The organism is Pseudomonas sp. NFACC39-1 (genome assembly GCF_900110355.1).
GTDB classification, from domain to species: domain Bacteria; phylum Pseudomonadota; class Gammaproteobacteria; order Pseudomonadales; family Pseudomonadaceae; genus Aquipseudomonas; species Aquipseudomonas tehranensis.
This window is the reverse complement of sequence record NZ_FODL01000025.1, coordinates 1-19836: the sequence shown is the minus strand read 5'-3', so window position 1 is coordinate 19836 and position 19836 is coordinate 1. Positions and strand designations below refer to the sequence as shown.

Annotated in this window: 11 protein-coding genes; 9 read left to right on the top strand and 2 right to left on the bottom strand. The window is 62.5% G+C overall.

All coding sequences use genetic code 11. The annotated features are described in order from the left end of the window. The first annotated feature begins 21 nt into the window (after positions 1-21). Genes BMY45_RS26590 through BMY45_RS26575 form a run of 4 tightly spaced genes read left to right on the top strand, consistent with a single transcriptional unit; the run spans position 22 to position 9651 of the window. Complete coding sequence (locus BMY45_RS26590) at positions 22-6342, top strand: Ig-like domain-containing protein (RefSeq protein ID WP_092403323.1); 6321 nt, start codon at positions 22-24, stop codon at positions 6340-6342. Between the two features lie 40 nt (positions 6343-6382). Beyond that, entirely contained in the window at positions 6383-7894 is a 1512-nt protein-coding gene (locus tag BMY45_RS26585; protein WP_092403321.1) for a TolC family protein, read from the top strand. 15 nt (positions 7895-7909) lie between these two features. Then, entirely contained in the window at positions 7910-8692 is a 783-nt protein-coding gene (locus tag BMY45_RS26580; protein ID WP_092403319.1) for an aspartyl/asparaginyl beta-hydroxylase domain-containing protein, read from the top strand. After that, entirely contained in the window at positions 8680-9651 is a 972-nt protein-coding gene (locus tag BMY45_RS26575; RefSeq protein WP_092403317.1) for a sulfotransferase family protein, read from the top strand. The genes BMY45_RS26580 and BMY45_RS26575 overlap by 13 nt, the downstream gene beginning before the upstream one ends. Positions 9652-9853: 202 nt before the next feature. Here the strand turns inward: BMY45_RS26575 and lapD are convergent, their stop codons facing one another. Beyond that, complete coding sequence (gene lapD / locus BMY45_RS26570) at positions 9854-11800, bottom strand: cyclic di-GMP receptor LapD (protein WP_092403315.1); 1947 nt, start codon at positions 11798-11800, stop codon at positions 9854-9856. Positions 11801-11814: 14 nt separating this feature from the next. Beyond that, on the bottom strand, positions 11815-12438 hold the full coding sequence (gene lapG, locus BMY45_RS26565) for a cysteine protease LapG (protein ID WP_371264169.1): 624 nt from the start codon (positions 12436-12438) through the stop codon (positions 11815-11817). Between the two features lie 273 nt (positions 12439-12711). On the opposite strand from lapG, the gene BMY45_RS26560 reads away from it, so the two are divergent. The 5 genes from BMY45_RS26560 (at position 12712) to BMY45_RS26540 (ending at position 19729) form a co-directional block, all read left to right on the top strand. Then, entirely contained in the window at positions 12712-13410 is a 699-nt protein-coding gene (locus BMY45_RS26560; protein WP_092403311.1) for a GntR family transcriptional regulator, read from the top strand. A 685-nt stretch (positions 13411-14095) separates the two neighbouring features. Further along, a complete protein-coding gene (locus BMY45_RS26555; RefSeq protein WP_092403310.1) occupies positions 14096-14872 on the top strand; it encodes a DUF3050 domain-containing protein in 777 nt (258 codons plus the stop codon). Next, positions 14869-15801, top strand: a complete 933-nt coding sequence (locus BMY45_RS26550) for a diiron oxygenase (protein WP_092403308.1) — start codon at positions 14869-14871, stop codon at positions 15799-15801. The genes BMY45_RS26555 and BMY45_RS26550 overlap by 4 nt, the downstream gene beginning before the upstream one ends. A 10-nt stretch (positions 15802-15811) precedes the next feature. After that, positions 15812-19231: a non-ribosomal peptide synthetase gene (locus tag BMY45_RS26545; protein ID WP_092403306.1), complete on the top strand. Its 3420-nt coding sequence runs from the start codon at positions 15812-15814 to the stop codon at positions 19229-19231. A gap of 33 nt (positions 19232-19264) precedes the next feature. Next, positions 19265-19729 carry an SRPBCC family protein gene (locus BMY45_RS26540; RefSeq protein WP_092403305.1) on the top strand — a complete coding sequence of 155 codons (465 nt, stop codon included), beginning with the start codon at positions 19265-19267 and terminating at the stop codon, positions 19727-19729. Positions 19730-19836: the final 107 nt, after the last annotated feature.

The following is a 19836-nucleotide window of genomic DNA, read 5'->3' as shown; positions in this document are numbered from 1 at the left end:
GTTCGAATCCAGGTGAACGTCATGTGGTGGAGCAAAGGCAAATCGCGGGTAACCGAGGGCGCACAAGCCCTGGCATCGCCAATGATCATGTCCCTGGAGCCGCGAATGCTGTTCGACGGCGCGGTGGCGGCTACCGTGGCCGATGCCGCACAGGCGGACGCCCAACCCACCGCAGACGCGGCGAAGACGCCTGCGGCTGACCAGGCTTCAGACAGCCATGCGCCTCAGGGCCAGGCCGATGCCACCCAGGCCGCTGTGCCGGGCAAGACCGTGGTGTTTGTCGATTCTCGGGTCAAGGACTCGGCAGGCCTGCTGGAAGGCGTTGCGCCCGGTACCCAGGTGGTGCAATTGGATGCCACCAAGGACGGCCTGCAACAGATCGCCGATTACCTGGACACCCACCAGGGCATCAGCTCGGTGCAGATCATCGCCCACGGTAATGCCGGTGACTTGTGGCTGGGCAGCGCCTACCTGTCGGCAGATAACGTCCAGGCCCGCGGCGAGGTGCTGGCGCAGATCGGCCAGGACATGAACGCTGGTGGCGATATCCTGATTTACGGCTGCTACACAGCCGAGGGCGACAGCGGCCTGAAGCTGGTCAATTCACTGGCGCAGTTGACCGGCCGCGACGTGGCGGCCTCCACCGACCGCACGGGGCTTGGCGGCGACTGGGAGCTGGAAATCGCCACCGGCAACATCGAAAGTGCCAACGTGCTCTCGACCAAGGCCATGAACGAGTACCAGTGGGGCCTGGCCACCTGGACCGCCACCAACAATTTCAATTCCGGCATCGGTTCTCTGCGCGCAGCTTTGGATTCTGCGCAGAACGGCGACATCGTCACGTTCAATGCCAACATGACCGTCGCGCTGACCCAGGTACTGGTGGTCGACAAGAACGTCACCATCGATGGCGATCTCAACAATGACAACGTGGCCGACGTCACCCTCGACGGGCAGTACCGTACCCAGATCATCAACGTGACGGCTGGCACCACGGCCACCCTTGATGGCCTGGTGATCACCCGGGGTATGACGGCGGGCAACGGCGGTAATGGCGGCGACGATGCGCTGGTGTCCAAGGGTGGCGGCATTTACAACGCCGGCACCCTGACCCTGAGGAACGTCACGGTCACCGCCAACGCCGCTTCGGGTGGTGGGGGCGGCGGCGGTGTGACACCGCAATACTCCGGTGGCGCCGGCGGTGGTGGCGGTGCGATAGGCGCCAGTCCAGGCAGTATCGGTGGTAGGGGCGGCGACACCCTCGGGTATATGGGGTCTTCCGGATCGGTTGGCCAGGGCGGTACCGGCGGCAGTAACAACGGCAGCCAGGGCGGTAGTGGCGGTTCCTCTATCGGTGGCGGCGGCGGTGCGGCTTATCCTGGCTATAGCACTGGTTCTTCCGGTGGCACGGCCAGCAGCGCTGGATTGTCCATTGGCGGTGGCGGCGGTGGTAACGGCTATAACGACATCGGCGGTGCCGGTGGCGGAGCGGTCGGTGGTATCTACAACGACACGGGCGCGACCCTGCGGATCATCGGCAACACGGTGATTTCCAACAACGTCGGGGCGGGCGGTGGCGGTGGCGGTGGCGGCGGAGGTGGCTACACCCAAACGGGCGGTGCCGGTGGCGTCGGTGTCGGCGCCATCTGGAACAAAGGCTCGATCCTGATCACTGCGGCCAACTTCGCAGCCCTGGCCGGCAACGTCGGCGGCAGCGGCACTGGGGGCTCGAGCGCTGGCAGCGCGGGCGTTTCGCCAGCGTCGGTGGCCAACGTCTACGGCGACGGCGGCACCATCGATACCAACTATGTGCCGGACGAGACGCCGCCCACCGCGACTGTCGTGGTGGCCAATACCAGCCTGAACTCCGGTGGCACGTCGCTGGTGACCATCACCTTCTCCGAAGCCGTGACCGGCCTCACTGCGGCCGACCTGACGGTGCAGAACGGCACCATCGGTACCTTGACCAGCGGCGACGGTGGCATCACCTGGACCGGCACCTTGACCGCGGCCAGCAACATCGCCGACACCACCAACATCATCACCCTGAACAACACCGGGGTTGCCGACCTGGCCGGCAATGCCGGCGTGGGCACCACCGACTCGAACAATTACGTAGTCAACGACACCGTGGCGCCCACGGCGTCCATCGTGGTCAGCGACACCGCCCTAAGGGTCGGTGAAACCTCGTTGGTGACCATCACATTCTCCGAAGCGGTCAGCGGTTTTACCGCAGCCGACCTGACGGTGGCCAACGGCACGCTCAGCGGCTTGAGTTCCAGCGATGGCGGCATCACCTGGACGGCTACCCTGACACCGGACGCCAGTATCACCGACACCAGTAACCTTGTGACCCTGAACAACACCGGGGTCGCTGACCTCAATGGCAACGCTGGCGTCGGCACCACCGACTCCAACAATTACGCCATTGATACCCTGCGCCCGACAGCAACCATCGTCGTGGCTGACACGGCACTGAGGGCAGGCGAAACGTCGCTGGTGACCATCACCTTCAACGAGGCGGTGAGCGGTTTCACCGTCGCCGACCTGACGGTGGCCAACGGCACGGTCACCGGGTTGAGCAGCAGCGACGGTGGTATCACCTGGACCGGGACACTGACCCCGACCGCCAGCATCAGCGACACCACCAACCTGATCACGCTGAATAACAGCGGCGTTGCCGATCTGTCCGGTAACGTTGGCACCGGCACCACCGATTCGAACAACTACGCCATCGACACGCTGCGTCCCACCGCCACCATCGTGGTGGCCGATACCGCGCTGAATGTCGGCGAAACATCGCTGGTGACGATCACTTTTAGCGAAGCTGTCACGGGCTTTACCCTGGCCGACCTAACCGTCGCCAACGGTTCACTGAGCGGGCTGAGCAGCAGCGACGGAGGCATCACCTGGACCGCGACGCTCACCCCGAGCGCGTCCATCAGCGACGCCACCAACCTGATCATCCTGGCCAATACCGGTGTGGCGGACGCGGCCGGCAACGCCGGCACCGGTACCACCAGTTCCAACAACTATGCTGTCGACACGGTGCGCCCGACCGCGACGATCGTCGTCGCCGATAACGCCTTGAGTGTCGGCGAAACCTCGCTGGTGACCATCACCTTCAACGAAGCGGTAACAGGCTTTACCACCGCCGACCTGACGGTCGCCAACGGTACGATCACCGGCCTGAGCACCGGCGACGGCGGCATCACCTGGACCGGCACGCTCACACCAAGCGCCAGCGTCAGCGACACCAGCAACCTCATCACCCTGGATAACACCGGTGTGACTGACGCGGCGGGCAACGTTGGTACGGGCACCACCGATTCGAACAACTACGCCATCGACACCGCGCGTCCGACCGCCACCATCGTGGTCGCCGACTCGGCCATTGGCGTCGGCGAAACCTCGGTGGTGACGATTACCTTCAGCGAGGCGGTGACCGGTTTCACCCTGGCCGACCTGACCGTTGCCAACGGCAGCCTGAGCGGGCTGAGCACCAGCGATAACATCACCTACACCGCGACTTTCACGCCGAGCGTGGGCGTCAGCGATAGCACCAACCTGGTCACGCTCAATAACACGGGCGTGGTGGACGGCGCGGGCAATACCGGCAGCGGCACCACCGACTCCAACAACTACGCCGTCGACACCCTGCGCCCGACCGCCACCATCGTGGTCGCCGATACGGCGCTGAGCGTCGGCGAAACCTCGCTGGTAACCATTACCTTCAGCGAGGCGGTCAGCGGTTTTGACAATTCGGACCTGAGCGTCGCCAACGGTACGCTGAGTGCGGTCAGCAGCAGTGATGGCGGCCTCACCTGGACCGCCACCTTCACTCCGGCCCTAGGCGTCACCGATACCTCCAACGTCATCACCCTGAACAACACCGGGGTCAGTGACGCGGCGGGCAACACTGGCACCGGCACCACCAACTCTAACAATTACCAAGTCGACACCAACGTACCGACGGCGACTATCGTGATCGCCGATTCCACGTTGAGCATCGGCGAGACGTCGTTGGTGACCGTGACCTTCAACTCGGCGGTCAGCGGGTTCGACAATTCGGACCTGACCGTCAGTAACGGCACGCTCAGCACCATGAGCAGCACCGACGGTGGCGTCACCTGGACGGCCACCTTCACGCCGAGCGCCAGCATTTCCGATACCAGTAACGTGATCACGCTGGACAATACCGGCCTGATCAACGGCGCGGGCAATGCCGGCGTCGGCACCACGGACTCCAACAACTATGTGGTCGATACGGTGCGCCCCACCGCGACCATCGTCGTGGCCGATACGGCCATCGCCGCTGGCGAGACCTCGCTGGTGACCATCACCTTCAGCGAGGCGGTGACGGCGTTCACCAGTGCCGACCTGACGGTGGCCAACGGCGTGATCTCCGGCCTGAGCAGCAGCGACGGCGGCATCACCTGGACCGCGACCTTCACGCCGACCGCTGGCGTCACCGACACCAGCAATGTCATCTCGCTCAACAGTGGTGGCATCGTCGACTTGGCGGGCAACGTCAACGTCGGCACGAGCGATTCCAATAACTACAGCGTCGACAGCCAGCGTCCGACCGCCACCATTGTGCTGAGTGACTCCGCGTTGAGACCGGGCGAAACGGCTCAAGTGACCATCACTTTCAGCGAGGCGGTCACTGGCTTCACCAACGCCGACCTGAGCGTGGCAAATGGCACATTGAGCGCCGTGAGCAGCAGCGACGGCGGCTTGACCTGGACCGCCACTTTCACGCCGGACCTGGGCGTGACCGACGCCACCAACCTGATCGTCCTGGACAATACCGGTGTGAGCGACGTGGCGGGCAACACCGGAACAGGCACCACCAACTCGGCCAACTACGCAGTCGAGACGCGGGTGCCAACCGCCACCGTCGTGGTGGCTGATAACGCACTCAGCGTGGGGGAAACCTCGCTGGTGACCATCACCTTCTCGGAAGCGGTCAGTGGGTTTGATAATGCTGACCTGAGCGTGAGCAATGGCACACTGAGCAACGTCTCGTCCACCGATGGCGGCGTGACCTGGACGGCCACCTTTACCCCGGCCAGCAACATCAGCGACACCAGCAACCTGATCAGCCTGGACACCAGCGGCGTGGTCAACGTTTCGGGCAACAACGGTGTCGGTGTGGTGAACTCCAACAACTACGCGGTCGACACGGTGCGCCCTGGCGCCACCATCACCGTGGGCGACACCCGCCTGGGCATCGGCCAGAGCACCACGGTGACCATCAGTTTCACCGAGGCGGTGTCCGGTTTCGACCTGTCGGACCTCAGCGTTGCCAATGGTGTGTTGTCCAACCTCGCCAGCAGTGACGGCGGCCTGACCTGGACGGCGACCCTGACGCCTACCGCGGGCGTCAACGATGCCACCAACTTGATCCTGCTCGACGCCAGCAATGTGCAAGACCTGGCCGGCAACGTCGGCGTGGGCATCGCCATTTCCAGTAACTACGCACTCGACGCCACCCGGCCGACGGCAACCATCGTGGTCGCCGACCCGAACCTGACGGCGGGCGAGACGACCCAGGTGACGATCACCTTCAGCGAAGCGGTGACGGATTTCGATCTGTCGGACCTCAGCGTCACTAACGGTGAACTCACCAACCTGAGCACCAGTGACGGCGGCAGGACCTGGACGGCCACGTTCACTCCAACGGTAAACCTCACGGACCCGAGCAACTTCATCGCCCTGAACACCGGTAACGTCAGCGACCTGTCGGGCAACGCCGGAGCAAGCGTGGCGGTGTCCAACAATTACGCCATCGACACCGTGGTGGCCAACGATGTGAAGCCACCGCCGGAGTTCCTGACGTCCGACCCTGTCACGGTCGTGCCGCCTTCCGAGGTGCCGTTGCAACCGATCGTTTTTACACCACCAACCGGTGACCTCGGCTCGCCGCTGGGCTTTCCACCGCTGTTTGAACAACGGGACGTGGGCGGCGGCATTCGGCCGATCGGCGACATCTTCATCAACCGTGGCGCATTGGCGCCGAGCTACATCGCCCAGGTATTCAGCTCCGACGCGGCGGGCGATGGCTCCGGCCAGGGCTTCCTGGGCTTCGGTGGCGGCGATGGCGGGGTGTTCGGCAGCAGCACGATTTCGGGTCTGTTCAATCAGGACACCGGCTCCGACGGGGAATCGCTGGACGCCTTCGACAGCCAGTCGATGCAGGGCGGTGATGGGTCTCAAGGGGTATTCGGCGCACCAACCCTGGGCCAGCAACTGCAACACATCAAAGACACTGAGCAGCGTCAGGTCGACAGCCTGGCAATGGCATTGCAACAGGTCGGCATGAGCCAGGCGCAGGCCTGAACAACTAAAAAAATTGGGGCAGCCAGGGGCAATCCAGGGAATGAATAGAAGTCAGAAATTATTCGCAATGAGTGTGCTGGCGTTGACGGTCAGCGGATGTGCGGTCACCAGCGAGCCGATCGAGCGTAGCGTCAGCGAGCAGCGCGCCCAGACCGATCTGCAGAACATGTACAAGGATCAGGAGCCCCTCAGCGGCCCGCTGACCCTGCACCAGGCCATGGCCCGTGCAGTGAAGTACAACCTGGAAGGCCGCTTGAAGATCATGGAAGAGGCACTGGCCAAGCGTCAGTTGGACCTGGCCAGTTTCGACATGCTGCCGCGCATGGCTCTGGACGCGGGTTACGTGGGCCGCAACAACGTCAGCGCTTCCAGCAGCCAGAGCGTGGAAACCGGTACCCAGTCTCTGGAACCTTCGACTTCCCAGGACCGCGACCGCGAAGTGGCCGACCTGACCATGGTCTGGAACGTGCTCGATTTCGGCGTGAGCTACATCAGCGCCAAGCAGGCCGGGGACCAGCGGCTGATCGTGCAGGAGCGTCGGCGCAAGGTCATCAACACCATCGTCCAGGATGTGCGTTCGGCTTACTGGCGAGCCATGGCCGCCGAGCGCCTGCTCAAGCAAATCGACAGCCTGATGGTCCGAGTCGATACGGCTCGCGGCAACAGTCAGAGCATGAGCGAGCAACGCATTGGCGACCCGGTGCAGGCACTGGGTTACCAGCGTTCGCTGATCCAGGCCACCCGCCAGCTCGAAGAGCAGCGCCGGGCGTTGTCCCTGGCCAAGACGGAACTGGCGACGCTGATCAACCTGCCCCTGGGCACCGAGCTGACCTTGGCCACCCAGGATGAATACGTCATCCCGGAGCTCAAGGTCGACCTCGCGCGCCTTGAACAGGAAGCCCTGACCAGCCGCCCGGAACTGCGCGAGCAGGACTACCAGACGCGCATTACCGCCGCCGAAACCCGCAAGGCCATGCTGCGCCTGTTACCTGGGCTGGAGTTCTCCGCTGGAGGGCATTACGACAGCAACTCGTTCCTGGTGGAGCAGGGCTGGGCTGACTATGGCGTGAAAGTCACCTGGAACCTGTTCAACGTGATCTCCGCCCCGGCGGCCATCAACGTGGCCAAGGCCGGAGAAGAGGTTGCGGCGGCACGGCGTCAGGCCATGTCGATTGCCGTGCTGGCGCAGCTGTACGTGGCCAATGCCAATTACCGCGAGGCGCTGCGCCAGTTCAAGACCAGCCAGCAGTTGGCGGATATCGACGGGCAGATCGTCGGTCAACTGCGCAACCGCCATCAGGCCGCAGGCTTGGGTGAACTGGACCTGATCCAGGGCGAACTCAATACGCTGCAGGCTGATTTGCGGCGGGATCTGGCCTATGCCGACCTGCGCAACGCCTACGGCCAGATCTTTGCCAGCGCTGGCCTCGACCCGTTGCCCGATGAAGTGCAATCGACCCAAGTGCAGTCGATTGCCACGGCGCTGGCCAACCGCGAAGCGGCGTGGGCCCAGGGCGATATCGCGGTGCCGACGGCAGCGGTGACCCAGTAACAGGCCGCACGTAGGGTGCGCCCGGCGTTTTCCCGGCTGCCGGTAACGGTGAACCTGCCTTTGCTGTTGCAGGCACTGGCAGCCGTTGAGGACGATCACTGGCATGGCCACTTCAACAGCGCCTATTACAGCGGTGACTGGAGTGGCGTGGCGCTGATTTCGGCGGCCGATGCCTTGACCCCGTTGTCCCCCGGGCGCGGTCAGCCCGTGCACCGCGCGCCTTGGTCAGACGATGACCGTTGGCACGAAGCGTTGCGCGACTGGCCGCTGGAGATCGTCTCGGCCCGGCTGCTGCGACTTGGGCCCGGTGGCTGCATCCACGAGCATCGCGATTATGACCTGGCGGGGGCGGACGCCGATCTGCGCCTGCACGTTCCACTGCTCAGCCCGCCAGGCGTGGATTTCTGGCTGGATGGGCAACGGATTCCGATGACGGCGGGTGAATGCTGGTTTCTTGACTTGTCGCTGCCTCATCGCGTCGATAACCACAGCACTCAGCCACGGATTCATCTGGTGCTCGATTGCCGCCCCAGCCCATGGCTGCAAAGGCAGGTGGCCGCTGGGTTGCTCAGCACACCGGCAATCGGGGCTGAGCGAAGTGATCTGCTGTGCTTTGAGCAACTCGTTGAAAGCGACCCGCAACTCGCCCGGACCTTGCAGAGCCTGCATGACGTGGAGGCTTTCATTGAGTGTGCAATCGCGATGGCTGCCGAACGCGATTTGCACTTTACCCGGGAGCAATTGCAGGCGGCCATGCGCAACGGTCGCCGGCAATGGAGTGACCAATGGAAGGCTTGAACCTGGACGGCTGGCTGCCGATCCGCGTGTGGCAAGCGGCGGGGCAGTGGCAGGTTGACTGGTGCTGGTTCGGCGAGGCGCGATTGTCGCAACCGTTCTTCGGCGACGCGGTGGAGCAGGCCCTGCGGTTGCCTTTCAACCAGGCGTTCCGCCGCCAGACCCCTTTAAGTGTCCTGGACCAGTGGAGGCAACAAAGCCCGGGCCTGCCCCCGAGTGCATTCATCTTCCATGCCTCCCGCTGCGGCTCGACGTTGATCAGCCAGATGCTTGCGCAACTGGACGATCACATCGTCATTTCAGAGCCGCCGCCTCTGGATGCTCTGCTGCGCAATGCTATACCACCCGTTGACCGGAGCATGGCGCTCATGGGGCTGATGTCGGCCTATGGGCAACGCCGCCGAGGCGTGGAAGAGCGCTTGGTGATCAAGCTCGACGCCTGGAACATCGGTGAGCTGGCGCTGCTGCGCGAGTGCTTTCCCGCCACGCCCTGGCTGTTCGTGTACCGCGACCCTTTGGAAATCGCCGTTTCCCATTTGCGTCGTCCCGGCATGCACATGGTGCCGGGGATGATCGGGCCGAGCGTGCTGGACGACGGATTGCCCTTCAGCGGCCAGGAAGATTTCGTCGCGCGCCGACTGGGACGGCTGTTGCAGGTAGGGCTGGAGCGCTGCCATGAGTTTGCCGGGCTGACGGTTAATTACGCTGAGTTGCCTGATGCGATGGCAGGTCGGCTGGCAGAATTTTTCGGACTCAATGACGCCCAGCGTCGCCAAGTGTTTGCGATGGCGGGGCAGCATGCCAAGCAGCCGGGGCAGGCGTTTGCCGGTGACAGCGAGGACAAGCGCCGGGAGGCTTCGTCAGGGCTACGGGATCAGGTGATGCAGTGGGCGCAGGGGCCCTATGAGGCGCTCGAAACCTGGCGCGTTGGCAGTTGTTCAGTTGGCATCAATGTCGACTGACCCAGCGCCATCGCGAGCAGGCTCGCTCCCACATTTGTTCTGTGTTGCCGCAATATCCCCGATTCTCTGTGGGAGCGAGCCTGCTCGCGATGACGCCGGTACATCCAACATCACTGCAAACTGACCCTCCGCTTTCGCGAGCAAGCCCGCTCCCACAGGATGAACGCGTTAGCTTCAAACCAGGGCCAGCTGAGCGCAACCCTCACCCCCAACGCCGAGGCTCCCCAACCAACTGCCCCTGCACCCCAAACAACCCCATCTCACGAATCACCGCCAGCTCCCCCTCAGTCTCCACCCGCTCAGCAATCAACGGCAGGTCAATACTATGAGCAGCACGCTGGATCGCCTCGATGAACAAACGCTTGTCGCTCTCCTGGTCGATGGCACGAATGTAGCTGCCATCAATCTTCAGGTAAGCCAACCCCAACCGCGACAAGTTACCGATCATGCTGAAACGCCCACCAAAACGCTGCAGGCTCAGGGAGAACCCCAGCTCACGCAGCTGCCGGGTCAACTGCTCCAGCACAGCTTGCTCCGGCAGTTGCTCTTCACCAATCTCCAGGGTCAAGCGCGGCCCAAGGTTGGAATGGGCCCGTAGGATTTCAAAGACTTTGTTCAGCGCCTGCGGATCGGCCAAGGTCGCCGAAGACAGGTTCAACGCCAGGGATTGTTCGTGCCCGGCCATTTGCTTGAGCACCTGTTCGAGCATCAAACGGTCCAGCCGCGCGGTCCAGCCGAAGCGCTCCAGCCAAGGCAGGAAGCGCCCGGCGGGGATGGTCTGGCCCTGCTCGTCCAGCAACCGTGACAGCACTTTGTAATGCAGCACCACTTGGGTGTCCTGAGCGGCCACCACCGGCTGGAAGTAAAGCTCGAAGCGCTGATTACTCAAGGCTTGGTCGAGCAGATTGTGCCAGGCATGGTGATCGTCACCGACACTGGCCGAGGCGCTGTGGTCCAGGCAGGCCCAACCCGGCTCGCCCTGGCTTTCGGCCTGGGCCAGGGCCTGGTCGCCGAGCTGGAGCACGGCTTGCGGCGAGTCGCCATGAACGAATGGAGCAAGTCCGATGGAGGCCACCGAAGCCACGTCGGTCGCACCGGTGGCATGCAGGCTCGCCAACGCGCTGTCGAGGTTCTGCGCCAGTTGCAGCGCTTCCTCGCGCACCAGCCCCGGTGCCAACACGGCGAACTCCCCGCCGCGAATGCGCGTCACCAGGTTGTGGGTTTCAGGGTAGCGGGCGCATTCACGCTGTAATTGTTCACCCACGGCCTTGAGCAACTGGTCGGTGCGCTGCCCGCCCAGCCGTTGGTTCAGTCCGGCCAGGTCCTTGACCCGCAGCAACAGCAGATAACCGGAACTGGCCTGCTCGGGATTGCTCACTCGGGCGTGGAGCTGCATTTCGAAATATCGCCGGTTGGCCAGGCCCGTGAGATTGTCCTGATAAGACTCGACCCGCAGTTTTTCGCTACGCTCAGCCTGCTCCTGAAACAGCGCCTTGAGCTTCTCGACCATCTGGTTCATCGCCTGCACCACCCGGCGCAGTTCCGGGGTGCGCGGCAGCTCCGGCAGGCTCAGGAACTCGCGACGAGCGATGGCATGGGACTGATGCACCATGTAGTCCAGCGGCTTGAGCTGACGCCGCAGCAGCAAGGCCCCCAACACCGCGCTCACCGCGCCGCACAGCAGCAGCCAGCCCAGACTGCCCAATGCGCTCTGCCACAGCTTGGCGAGGGCGAACATCGGGTGGCTGACCACTTCGACCCGCGCCGCCTGCTCCCAACCGCGGCTGACAATCGCATCGCCACCGGCCGGCTCCAGGCCGATGAGCTTGATGAACCATTGCGGCACGTTGCCGGCGTCGGGCGTGCCGGTGCGCTCGACCAGGGTTTTGTCGGTGGCGACATCGACCACACGGATGGTTGCGTAATAGCCGCTGTCGAAAATCGAGCTGACCATCAACTCCACCATCGCCGGGTCGTCGATGTTCGGCGTCAGCGACAGCGCCAGCGCCGTGGCCGCGTCCTGGGCGTGGGAGCGCAACTGGTTGACATACTGGGCCCGCGAGCTTTCCAGGCTGACCATGAAGCTGCCGCTGAAGGCAACCACCAGGAACAGACAGATAGCGATCAACAGCTGTTTGAACAAGGACATCTGAGCGCGCGCTCCTAGTTAGTCGTCTCGACCGGAAAACCTTCGGCCTGCATTTTTTTCAACACATCCTGCCACCGGGACAGGCGCTTGGTGTCACCCACTTTCTTGTTGCCCTTGGCGCCTGGCAGCCACAACCCCTCGGCATTGAAAGAGTAGACCGGCAACAGATCGGTCCGCTGGCTGGCCGGCAGGATGCCGTCGATCAGGCTGTCGAGTACCAGCGGCATGGCATCGGGGGTCGCGTAGTAGGTGAGCACCATGTGCGCACGGTTCTGCCGCAACGCCTTGACGTAGGTGATGCGCAGCTTGTCACTGGACACCCCCAGGCGACGCAGGCTGAAGTACTTGGCAATGGCGTAGTCCTCGCAATCCCCGGCCCCTTTCCACAGGGCCTGGATCGGGGTCTCCCAGTAATCGACCTGACGCCACAGGTCGATGTCTTCGACGTAGCGCACCCGTTTGTTGAAAAATAGGTTCACCACCCTGAGCTGCTCTAGCTCCGGCGTCTGCTTCTGGGTCGCCAACAATTGCTGCCAGGCATCGATCCGTTGCTGCCCTTCGCCCAACGGCCCATATAACGCTTGCGCCCGCCGGCTGATCTGCGCAAAGTCCCAGTCAGCCTGCAGGCCGCCCAGCATGAGGCCGGCCAGCAACAATGCCGAAAACAGCCAGCGCAAGGACCTGGGAACAGGGAAAGGTGCAGCCAAGGGAAATACGTCCAAAAAGGGCCGTGGGAAATGCGTTGGATGGTGAAGCCTGGCCCGGCAAAAGACAATGGCAAGGTGCGATCACCACAAGCAGACTAAACTTTAGTTCAGGAACCGGGGCCGCGAGGTTTTGACGGCTTGGCAATCTGTAACTAATGTTGGCTTGGATCCAATTTTTGTTACTACCAGTCAGGGTGCGTTGTCGTGACACAGAAGCCCAAACCGCTAAGCGCTATCCAGGTCAACGGGCCCATTCCCGCTGCCCAGGCACGCTCACTCATCGAAGAATCCCTGCGCGAGGCCATACTCGACGGGCGTCTGCCCTGCGGCACCGCCCTGCGTCAGCAGGAACTGGCCGACCTGTTCGGCGTCAGCCGCATGCCGGTACGCGAGGCCTTGCGTCAGCTCGAGGCGCAATCACTGCTCAATGTGGTTCAGCACAAAGGCGCCGTGGTGGCCCCGTTGATCACCAACAATGCGATCGAGACCTACGCCCTGCGTTCAGTCCTTGAATCTTTCGCTTTACGCCTGTCCATTCCCCTGCTCGATGCCGAGGACCTGGCCATGGCCGCCCATTACATCGAGCAACTGGAAGCTCAAACCGACCACGCTGAAATCGGCAGGCTCAACCGGCTGTTTCACATGTCGCTTTATCACAAGGCACCCAACAGTAAACTGCTGGACCTGATCGAGCGCGAGCTCAATGAGGAAGAACGCTTCTTGCGCTTTCATCTGTCGTCCATGGGCTTGGGCAAACTGACCCAGGACGATCATCGCGCGCTGCTGGAGGCCGCTACGGCCCAGGACATCGACAGAGCGGTTGCCCTGCTGGAGCTGCATCTGGAAAAAGCCTGCGTCACCATCCGTCGCTATCTGGAACAACAAACCAAGCCGGTGACCTGACGCCCGCGCCCTGAGGGGCGCATCACTTTCTTACACATCCCTCCTACACGGTTTCTCGCCCGCCCGACGAGGCCGCAGCGTAGCCGCGCCCTGTCGCCCCCATCAGTTCAATGGCACTGCCATCGATTTGGGCCCACTCTTGCGTTTGTCGATTAAAAAACAGACCTGAAGAAGTCAGCGCCTGGCCGCAGCCAGGCGAATCGAAGCCAACACGCAAGGAGCACCGCCCAACCGGCGGGATGATCGGAAGTCCGACCGATGTCCCCCCCATAAAACAACAACTTCTTATTTCCCTGTCCCCTGAAGTGCTCCGAGTGAGGCATTCACTCAACTTCTTCAATTCTGATACTTCTCTATCGGAAGGAGCGGCTTCGCCTGAATAAAACTTATATTAAAAGTTTTAATACCCCTCTTCGCGCCCAATAAACAACGCTCTTTAAATAATTAAAAAATTACTTGCCGCTTACTTGTTCGGTGTATTAGCTTTTTATCCGTCGAGTCGTTATCGACCGCTTACGTTTATGGCAAAGGCCCGAAAAACCTTACCCAGACGCCATAAATGCGCCGTTAAGCCGAGCACTTACATACTTTCAAAACTTATGGACTCCGGTTCAGGCACCCGCTCGCTTTTTTATTAAAAGCCGGGTGACTTTTCCGAACAAACATCATTGATGAGGACGTTCCGATGTTACCCACCAAAGAACAACTATCTCTGAAAAAACACGCCCTTGGCGAACACCCGGTTTTTTCCGAAATAACATCAATCGATCTGCTGCGCCGCTTTATGCAAAGCCATGTCTTTGCCGTGTGGGACTTCATGTCACTGACCAAACGGCTGCAACGGGAGCTGACCTGTGTCCACCTGCCCTGGTTACCGCCGGCCGACCCACACGCTGCACGTTTGATCAACGAAATCGTCCTGGGCGAGGAGTCGGATGACCGCCCCGGAGCCGGCTATTGCAGCCATTTCGAACTGTACCTGGACGCCATGCGCGAGGTTGGCGCCGATACTCGCGCCATTGAGCAGTTCATCACCCTGCAACAGGAAGGCGTCAGTCCCGAAACGGCCCTGGAGAGCGTCGAGGTGGAGCCAGCGGCGGCCCGGTTCGTCCGCCAGACCCTGCACACCGCGCTGCACGCACCGGCCCACAGCGTGGCCGCCGCCTTCGTGCATGGTCGCGAGAGCGTCATCCCGCAGATGTTCCAGCGCATGCTGGACGCCTGGGGCATCGGCCTGGATCAGGCGCCGACGTTCCGTTATTACCTGCAGCGGCACATCGAAGTCGACTCCGAGGACCACGGCCCCGCAGCGGAAAAACTCTTGGCCCGGCTGATCGATGGCGACCCGCAACGCGAAACCGAGGTGCTGGCCGCCGCACTCGCTGCCGTCCAAAGCCGCACCGCGTTGTGGGACGGGTTACGCCAGAGCATGGCCGAACCGGTTGCGCAGGTGGCGCCATGAACGCCGTCGAATACCAGTCCTTCGCCGACGCCTGGGAAAGCCGCGCCACGATCCGCACCCGGCCACGGCGCCGGGTCGAAGACGACGACAAGTTGATCTTCCCCATGAGCCGTCAGCCCCTGGTGCACAGCCAGACCTTCCTTAGCCACTGCCCGCAATTGCGCGACTTTGCGCTGGTGCAGAGCCTCTACAAGTTCATCAACGATGTGGTGATCTTCGAGACCGAGCTGGTGGACCACACCGCCCGGCGCATTGCCAAGAACAGCTTCGGCATCGAATTCCCGTTCGCCTGCCGCTACGACGCAATGACGGTGGTGGTGGACGAGGATTACCACGCACTGGTGGCGATGGACTTCATGCAACAGACCATCGAGATGACCGGCATCGCACCGATCCCATTGCCCGATCAGATCGAGCTCAGCCGCGCCATACCGGCAACGCTGGCCCAGGCGCCGGAGCATCTGCTCTGCGCCGTGGAGCTGATCTGCATCGCCATTGCCGAGAACACCGTGACCAACGAAGTGGCGGCATTCGCCCGGGATGATTCGGTCAAGGCGTCAATCAAGGGCCTGATGGCCGACCACTTGCTGGATGAGGGTCGGCACTCCGGGTTCTGGACGCGGCTGGTGCAAATCTACTGGCGCAGCGCGCCCGAAGCAGACCGCGAGGCGATTGCCCGATTGATGCCCGGCTTCATCAGCCAGTACTTGGCGAGCGATCTGCAACAGGCGTTCGATTTCCAGCTGATCGCACACCTGCCCGTCGACGAATCGGTGCGTCAGTCACTGCGCGAAGAAGCCGGTGCGCTGGCCTACCCCATCAATCGTTTTCATCCGTTGGTGGGCAATATCACGCGCTTTTTTCGCAGCAGCTCGATGCTGGCGTCCCCCTGCGTGCGTGACGCCCTGGCCGACTATCTGACCCCATGAGGATCCGCCCATGAGACGCCTCGAAATTGCACTGTCTGGCACAAGCCAGGCCATGACCGACCTGGCCCAGGAGCTCGAACTGCACGGCCACGGTGTTGTGCATCTTGAATCAGCGAACCACCACGCAGCGGTCGACCTGTTGATTGATGACGGGACGCTGCCCTGCACCCTAGACGCCCGCTCAAACCTTCAGGTGCGCGTGGCGCTCCAGTTTTTTTCCGGCCAGGCATTGCCACAGCCGGTGGTGGTTTTTCGAGACAGCGCGCATCGGCCGTTGTCCCAGGAAAAGATCGCCCCGCACGGCGGCGGCAACGGCCAGTCTTTGCGACTGCGCGCCTTGGCGGCGGTGGTCGAGCACGGTGCGCGACTGGTCAGCCAGCTTTCCCGGGATCAAGGCTGTTTCGATCACTGGCCGGCGGTGCAGACCGACGCCTGCGATGAATCGTTGCAGGGACTGGATGTGTTAGAGCCGCTGGCCTTCGAGCACCACCTCAATCGCCCCCCAGTGCCTTGGTTGCTGGCTGCAGCCAAAGTGCCGGTGATGCATGACATCGAACAGCGCATGCTCGATGACGGCACGCAACCGGCGCTGTGGGTCGAGGGTCAACTCGTCGACTACAAATCCTTGCGCAGTCTGGCGTTGCTCTTGCAGGCGTCGATACTCAAGCAACTGGCAGGGGCAAAACCTGGGGTGATTGGTGTCTGCCTGCCCAAGTCCGCGCAGTTGTACGCAGCTATCCTGGCGGTGCTGGGTTGCGGGGCGGTGTACCTGCCGCTGGACCCGCAGCACCCCGCGCAACGACGGCGCTTTATCCTGGAGAACGCCAACGCGGACCTGCTGCTGCACGACGGTGACAGCGACCTGGGCGAGCTGTCGTTGCCGACGCTGGATGTACGCAAGCTGCCTGCACCCCAGCCCGGCATCCCGGCCTCGCTGATCCGCCGCGTGGTGGACATCGACGAACCGGCCGTGGCCATCTACACCTCCGGCACCACCGGCCAGCCCAAAGGCGTGCTGCTCAGTCATCGCAACCTCAGCCATTTCTGCGCCTGGTATAGCGACTATGTCCGCTTACAGCGTGACAGCCGGGCATTGCAGTTCTCCACCATCAACTTTGACGCCTCGCTGCTGGATATCCTGCCGACCTTCATCCAGGGTGCGAGGCTGGTGGTGCCCAGCGAAGACCAGCGGCGCGATCCGCAGCAACTGGTGGCATTGATTGAGCAACAACGCGTCACTCACGCTTTCTTGCCGCCCGCCCTGCTGAGCGTGATCCCGCTGGATGCGCCGTTGGGGCTGGCGCACCTGATTACCGGCGGTGATGTCTGTGAGCCGTTCGTGATCGAACAGCTCGCACCGCAGTGCAGTTTCCACAACATCTACGGCCCGACCGAAACCACGGTGCTGGTCACCACCCGGCAATTCGGTGTCGGTGACAACAACCGCAACCTCGGCGTGCCCATCGCCAATGGCCGGGTGCTGATTCTGGATGAGCAGCTGCAACCGGTGCCCCAAGGCACACCGGGCGAGCTGTACATCGCCGGGCCTGGGGTCGGCCTCGGCTATCTGAACGACCCGGCGTTGACCGCGAGCCGCTACCTCAACCTGACGCTGCCCGGCGGGGCAACGCTGCGGGTTTATCGCACGGGCGATATCGCCCAGTGGACCGACAACGGCATTGAGCTGTGTGGTCGGCGTGATAACCAGGTGAAGATCCGCGGCTTTCGGGTCGAGCCCGAGGAAATCGAGCATTGCCTGCGCGACAGCCAACTGTTTCGCCAAGTAGCGGTGGGCATTGATGAACGTCGGCGAATCCTCGCGTTTCTGGTTCACCCTCGGGAAGAGCGGGCCGGCGCCGCCCTCCAGGCTTTGCGCGAGCATGTACAAAACGCGCTGCCCAGCTACATGCACCCGGCGGCCTACGTGCAATTGCCCAGCCTGCCCTACACCAGCAATGGCAAAGTCGATCGCCGGGCCTTGCTCGCCACGGCGGTGCAAGTACAGGTCGGCAGCCATCGGCGCCAGCCGCAGAACGTTCTGGAAACGCAGCTGCGGCAACTGTGGGCGGAGTTGCTGGAGCTGCCGGTCGACGACATCGCCACCGATGAAAGCTTCTTCAATCTCGGTGGCCATTCGATCCTGTTGTCTCAACTGTTGCTCGGGGTCCGCGAGGCCTTTGGGCGCAGCCTGTCGATCAATCGCTTCATCGAAGCACCTACGCTGATGACGCTGGCGAAGTTGCTGGACGATCCTGAGCAAAACAGCACATCGACCCTCAGCCCCCAGGCCCTGATCGATGCGCAAGCGGAACTCAACCTCGATCCGCTGCCTGTCAGCCGGTGTGGTGATGTGCACAAGGTGGTGGTGACCGGGGCCAACAGTTTTCTTGGGGTACACATCGTTGAGGCCTTGCTGGCCTGGGGCGCCACCGAAGTCGCATGCCTGGTGCGCGAATCCGGTGGACAAAGCGCGGCCGAACGCTTCGCCCAGGCCCTGCGGGACAATCGGCTGAACCACCTGGACCTGAGCCGCGTCAGTGTCTACGCCGCCGACATCACCCAACCGCAATTGGGTTTGCCGGACGACGTCTACGTCCGCATCGACCGCACCTTCGGCGCATTGGTGCACAACGCGGCCCATGTCAATCACGTGCTCGACTACGAGTCTTTGGCGCGGGACAACGTGGAGCCGATCTTCGAATGCCTGCGCCTGTGTGAAGGGCGCAGCAAGAAGATCTTCAACTTCGTCTCCACGCTGTCGGCGTCCAGTGCCCTGGATGCCGACGGCCAGGTCCTGGAGCAGCCCGCCGCAGAGACGCCACCGATCTACATCAAGAACGGCTACAACCTGTCCAAATGGGTCGGGGAGCGGATCCTGCAGCGGGCCCGGGACCGTGGGGTGTGGGTCAATCTGTTTCGCCCGGGCAACATCAGTTTCAACAGCCTGACCGGGGTCTGCCAGCCCCACAAGAACCGGTTGATGCTGATGCTCAAAGGCTCGATCCAGCTCGGTCAGGTGCCGGATCTGTCACTCAACTTCGACCTGATGCCGGTGGACTTCCTGGCGCGCTTCATCGCCTTCCATGCCAGTCGCTATCAGCCGACGCAGGCGGTGTTCAACCTGCACAACCCCGAGCCCTTGAGCTGGGACGCTTATGTGGCGTCGTTTCGTGACAGCGGCCGCACATTTTCCCTGGTCAGCGTCGCCGACTGGCAACGGCAATTAGGCCGGGTCGATGCCGACAACGCCCTGTTCGGCGTACTGGGCTTCTACCTCAACGGCTTCGAGGAAGACATCGGCGACATCTCGTTGATCAACCACGCCAACGCCCGGGCCGGCGTCAGGCAGATGGGTGCCCGCTACCCGGAAAAATCCCCGGCCCTGCTGCGCCGCGGTGCTGATTACCTCAAGGCCATCGATTTCATCTGAAGCACCCTCAACTGTAAAAAAAGGAGCAAGACCATGAATGCACTTCAACCCGACACTTTGATCAAGAACCCCCACGCCTGCGAGGTCGAAACTTCAGTGGAAGTACCCGCCAACGCGGCGAGCGTCTGGGCAGTGGTGGGCAATTTTGCGGGGTTCGATCAATTCATCCCGGCACTTGAGCACATCGAAATGACCGGCGATGGCGTGAGGTCACTGCGCAAGAAGTTTTTCCGCGACGGGCAGAACCTGGTGGTGGAACAGCTCAACAGCCGTGATGACCAGGCCATGCACATGACCTGGACGCTGATCTACAACACCCTGGGCATCGATAACCTGTGGGCGGCAATGCGCGTCGAGCCCCTGGCGGACAACCGCTGCCGCGCCACCTGGACCATCATCGCCGACCACACCGATGCGCATACCCCGTCCGGCTTCCGGGATTTCCTGCAAGGGTTTGCCGATGAGGCGATGGGGAATGTGCAAGTGATGTTCAAGTAAACACCACTCCCTTGTGGGAGCGGGCTTGCGCGCGAAAGCGGTGGGTCAGCTGACGATGATGTTGGCTGTGCCGCCGTCATCGCGAGCAGGCTCGCTCCCACACTGAT